Below are 5,661 nucleotides of genomic sequence, written 5' to 3'. Positions count from 1 at the left end.
TTGTCGAGGTTTTATCGAAATCAACTAGAGATTATGACCGTACTGATAAGTTTAAGTTTTATCGCTCAATTCCTGAGTTTAAAGAATATATTTTGATTGATCAATACCGTTATTATGTTGAACAATTTTATCAACAAAATAATGGGGAGTGGTTGTTTAAAGCCTCTGAATCAGACAAAGATGCTTTAAGGTTTCATTCTGTGGATTTTCAAATGTCATTGCTGGATATTTATCAACGCATTGATTTTAATTTAACTGAAGAATAATGATTAAATCCAATCTCGACTATCTACAAGAATCAATGGTTAAAATCCTCAATGAAAAAGGGGATACGCTGGGTTCTGGGTTTATTATTCGAGAAGATGGTTATCTCATTACCTGTCATCACGTTATCTATCTTTTACCCTCTTTAAGAGTAAATTATCAAGGGAAAGAATACGCATCTCAATGGTGTCAAGAATATTCTAATCCAGAAGTTGATATTGCTATTCTTAAGATTAAGATTGAGAATGCTAAACCTGTGAAGATTGTTAATTTTCAAGCTGGGTTAAATTGCGTCACAGTTTATGGATTTCCTAGAGAAAAAGAGAAGAATTTTCCAGAAGGATTTGATGTGAATGCCGATAAAATTACTGTCAGTGCGCCTTTAAATCTGCTTTCGACTTATCCTAATAATAAGATTGAATATAAGAATCCTTGGAATAAATTACCTGATAAATCTTCTAATTTTCTGACTCACAGAATTAATGCTAAGGTTGATAGGGGTACAAGCGGAGGTGCTGTTTTTTCGGAAGAATTAGGAGGAGTTTTAGGGGTTATTCAATCGAGTAAAACTGATGAAAGTTATGTGATTCGGTGGGATAATATTTTAGATATTTTAGATAAACTGGGGTTAGAACCTACCAAAAATGCTGTTTGTCGATTTTTAGAAAAAATTCAAGATGAATTTCAATATCTTCAATTCTTTCATACTCGTCAAAAAATCTCGTTATTAAAGCAATATATTCCTATTGAAGTTACTTTAGAAAGACGCTATAACCATGAGATTGAAACATGGCAAGCTTATACAGGTGATGAGGGAACATTAAAGAAAATCTATGCCTTAAAAGGGTTTACTGAGGAACAGCAACGGGAAGAAAACAAAAAAGTACAAGTTGATTGGGAAGAAGCCAAAGATAAACACAATAAAATGATGATTCTTGCTGATCCTGGAATGGGTAAATCAACTCTTTTAAGGATGGAAGCATTAAAAATTGCTAGGGAAGAATTAGGGAAGTTAGGTGTTAATACTCCTCAACCCTTCTTAAACAATCGGGAGAAGGTTAAGGTTAAGGATGTGATTCTTCCTTTGTATTTTCGGCTATCTGAGTTAGCAAATAAATTAGCAGAAAAAAATGATGATATTATTAACATAATACCTCAGTTAATTGATAAAAATTTTCAGATTGAGTCTATTGTCAAACAAAAGCTAGAACAGGGAAAATGTGTCTTATTTTTAGATGCTTTAGATGAAGTTTCTTCTATACAACTACATAAACTCAATACAAAACTTGAGAATTTTTTAGATAATTCTCCTTGTAAAATTTATCTAACTTCTCGCATTGTGGGTTATAGTGGCAAATTTTCAAAGGAAGTCAAAGAGGTAGAAATTGTTCCCTTTACTGATCAAAAGACAGCCGAATATATCAAAACCTGGTTTGTTAATGCGGAAGGTTATTTAGAGAATGATTTGGTATCAGCGGACGGTTTAATTGAGGAGTTGAAAAATAAACCGCAAATTCAGGGTTTAGCACAAAATCCTTTATTACTTTCTTTAATTTGTAGTCTCTATCAAACTCAGGATTTAATTTTACCAGCAAAACGTAATGAAGTATATAAACAAGCAGTTGATTATATGCTGCGTGATTGGGTAGAAAATAGAAAGCTGGTATCAGTATCAGGCGGAAAGCGGATAGCGAAGATCAGATTATTAGAGATTGTGGCTTATGAGTTATCTTGTCGAGAAGAAGAAATTTTTATTTTCCAAGAAGAAGACTTTTTTAATGTTTTAGAAAGATATTTACGCCATGAAGAAGTATCAACAATTTTCCAGCAATCAAATAGTGATGAATTAATGATAGAGTTATGCGAGGAAGATGGGATTATTCAGAAGTTTCATGAAAAAGGAGATCAATATCTATTTTTACATCGCACTTTCCAGGAGTATTTTACCGCTTGTTATCTTCATCAACGGATCAAGAAAAATCAAGAGGATGGAATTGCGTTAGTCAAGGCGCATTTCTGGGATCATGATTGGCATGAGACGATTATTTTGTTAGCGGGGATGATGTCTGATGCTAGTCTTTTATTAGAAGCAATTTTACAGGAAAAAGATGATATTTTTGCGACTTTATTGATACTGGCTAGTAACTGTCTGGCGGAAAGTAAAAATATTCAAGATTCTCTGATTAATCAGATAGTCGATAAGCTTTATAAGGTGTGGCAGCGTGATTTTAGTTTAGAGTATATCAACAAGACAATGGTGACATTAGGGAAGACTTTTCCCGTGATGAGAAGACGATTAGAAAACGCACTTAAGGATTCACCTTGGTATGTCAGAGATAGTAAATTTAATGCAGCAGAATTGTTAGGTAAAATCGGCAATCCTGAATCGATATCCGCTTTAAGTGCGGCATTAGATGATTCGGAAAAGAGAATTAAAGAGTCTGCTGAATATGCTTTGCGAAAGGTAGATAAAGAAGATCGCCATATACTCATTTTTGGGATGATCGATAGAGAAGAAGCTTTCAGAGGTTGGGCATTAAAAGCATTAGGAGAAATTGGCAATTCTGAAGCATTACCAACTATTATTCGGGCGTTAAATTATTCAGATTGGTTTAGAGATAATGCTGCAATAATTTTAGGAAAAATGAACAGAAAGCAAACTTTAGCTTTACCCTCTTTAATTTCAACACTATCTGATTCTGAAAAAAGTGTCAGATTTTGGGGGGTAAAAGCTCTAGGTGAAATTGGTATTGGTAATTCGGAAACAATACAAGCTTTGATTACAGCACTCAATGATGTGAAAACTAGAGGGAATGCAGTAGAAGCGTTAAGTAAAATTAACAATTCAGCAGTAGTATCAGCTTTAATCGAGACAATTAAAAATTCAGATGGGGATTTCAGAAGTTATGCAGCAGTAGCTTTAAGTAAGATTACTAATCCAGATGCAGTACCAGTGTTAATAGAAGCAGTGAATCATTCAGCTTTTCATGTTTATATTAGATACTCTGCGGTACAAGCTTTAGGTAATATTGGCAACCCAGAAGCCGTGTCTGCTTTAATTGCGGTGCTGAATGATTCAGAAATAAATGATATATATTATGCAGCAGATGAACTTGTCAGAAATAAGGCAGTAGAAGCATTAAGTAAAATTGGAACTCCACAAGCGGTGTCAGGTTTAATTGAGGCGCTTAATCATCCCTATCAGGAAGTCGCAGGTAAAGCGGCGGAAGCTTTATTAAATATTGGCACTGAGAAAGCCTACTTAGGTTTAATGACAGCACTTAATCATTTAGATGAAAATGTTAGGGAATATGCGGTAGAAGCGTTAGGAGAAATTAACAACATTGGCAGCACAGCAGCGATGCCTATTTTAATCGAGGCACTAAATAATCCTTATCAGGAAGTTAGAAGCTCTGCAACGATGATTTTTGCAAAATTTCCTTCGGGATTGGTGGTTCTTCCAGAATTTAGGCAAGCTTTCATTGCGTCGCTTAATGATTCAGATAAGACTGGTAGAGACTGTGTAGAAACCGCTTTAAGCTTGCTTCTTAATCCAGAAGAAGTATCAGCTTTAATGACAGCATTAATTAATTCAGATGAGACTATCAGAAACAATGCTATAGAATCTTTAGGCGGAATATTAGACAAAATTGGCAATCCAGAAACGATGTCAGGTTTAAGTATGGCACTAGAAGATTCAAATAATCTTCTCAGATGCTATTCGGCAATATTGTTAACAGTTTATTTAAATGGAAAAGGCAATCCAGAAGCTTTACCAATTTTAATCAAGGCACTTAATCATTCAGATGAGTATGTTAGACGCATGGCTGTAAGTGGTTTAGGTGAGAGCGACAATCCAGAAGTAGTGCCAGCTTTAATTATGATGCTAAATGATTCGGATTATGATGTCAGAGGCAGAGCAGTAATGGCTTTAGCAAATATCAGTCATCCAAAAGCGATACCAGCCTTAATTGAAGCTTTGAATGATGTAAATAAATATGTCAGATTTGTGTCAGCAGATGCTCTAAGCAAAATAGGCAATTTAGAAGTGATACCAACTTTAATTGAGGGGTTAAATGATTCAGAAGAGAATATCAGAGTCTTCGCGGTAACAGCTTTAAGCAAGATAAACAATCCTATAGTGATACCAGTTTCAATTGAAGCACTGAATAATTCCGATAAGAATGTCAGAGCGTTAGCTGCACAAACTTTAGGAAATATCGGCAACTCGGAAGCAATACAAGCTTTAATTGAGACATTAAATGATGAAGATGATCAGGTTCAATACATTGCTCAACTCGCTTTAAGCCAAATAGGCAATTCAGAAACAATATCAGCTTTAATCGATGTAATAAAGTATTCAGAGCATGATGCCAGATGGTATGCAAAAACAGCTTTAATTGATATTGGTAACTCAGAAGTAGTGTCAGCTTTAATTGTGGCACTGAAAGATTCAAATAAGTATGTCAGAAGTTTGGCGGCAGAAGCGTTAGGTGAGATAGGCAACCCAGAAGCAGTAACAGCTTTAACTGAAGCACTGACAGAGGCAGATGATTATGTTTTAGAATTCGTAGCAGAAGCATTAGAAAAGATGGGCGACTTAAGAACCTTGAAACAAATCATTTATCGTTGGGATATTGATATTTATGAATCAAATGTCTTTCTGCTTGCAAGAAAACTCGCCATCCGCTATCGCAAAACTAAAACCTCAGTTATTCCAGTTTATCGTCAGCGATTTAGATTTCTCGTAAAGCGCATTAGAGGAATTATTGTTATGTTAATCTCATCATTAAGAGACAAATAAAATCGTGACTATTGCAGACTCGCAATTCCCACCCAGAAAGCCAAGCCGAAACCTGACTTGATGGTTTATCCTGAAAGAATGGAGAAGACGATAAAACACTTGAGTAAAAAGATACGGTTCTTCGGTTTGTCTTATGCAATGGACGGGGGTTATAAGGAATGAAACCCTTATATAGACAGACATTGCTGCGATTTTTATCAATTGTTTTTGATCTAGAGCGAACTAATTAATTAAATCTCTTGCCAGATAAAGATTTAGTCGATTTATGCCACCCGCTCGAACCATACCAAGTAACGAAGAACCTTTTTAACAAGCTTTATCAATCTATTCATAATAAATATTGGCAGAGGATTAAAGATTAGTTATTGTGACTAACTCTTTTGATTAGAAAAAGATAAACTTGAGAATCTTCAGTCAAATTTATTGAATCAAAATCAGCTGTACTTAATTTAAATGGCTCTTCGGTTTGTGTTATGCAATGGACGGGGGATATAAGGGATGGAACCCTTATGTAGAAAAGCATTTGGCCATTTTTGTCAATTGTTTTTGATCTAGAGCGAACTAATCAATTAAATCTCTTACCAGATAAGGAT

At 34.9% G+C, this 5,661-nt stretch carries 2 protein-coding genes; both read left to right on the top strand.

The genetic code is table 11. From position 1 onward, the window contains the following. The coding region (locus IM509_RS14835) for a Uma2 family endonuclease (protein WP_287109276.1) at window positions 1-266 on the top strand (266 nt) is incomplete at its 5' end. Continuing rightward, window positions 266-5,068, top strand: coding sequence for a HEAT repeat domain-containing protein (locus tag IM509_RS14830; protein WP_287717102.1), 4,803 nt, complete (start codon window positions 266-268; stop codon window positions 5,066-5,068). The genes IM509_RS14835 and IM509_RS14830, both read left to right, overlap by 1 nt. Window positions 5,069-5,661 lie beyond the last annotated feature (593 nt).

The organism is Microcystis sp. M31BS1 (assembly GCF_020245285.1).
Lineage (GTDB): Bacteria > Cyanobacteriota > Cyanobacteriia > Cyanobacteriales > Microcystaceae > Microcystis > Microcystis panniformis.
This window is presented reverse-complemented; position numbering and strand designations above follow the sequence as displayed.

What these genes read in the sequence shown, in the direction of transcription:
- IM509_RS14830 (WP_287717102.1), top strand. Translation starts at nt 266, where the DNA reads ATGATTAAATCCAATCTCGACTATCTACAAGAATCAATGGTTAAAATC.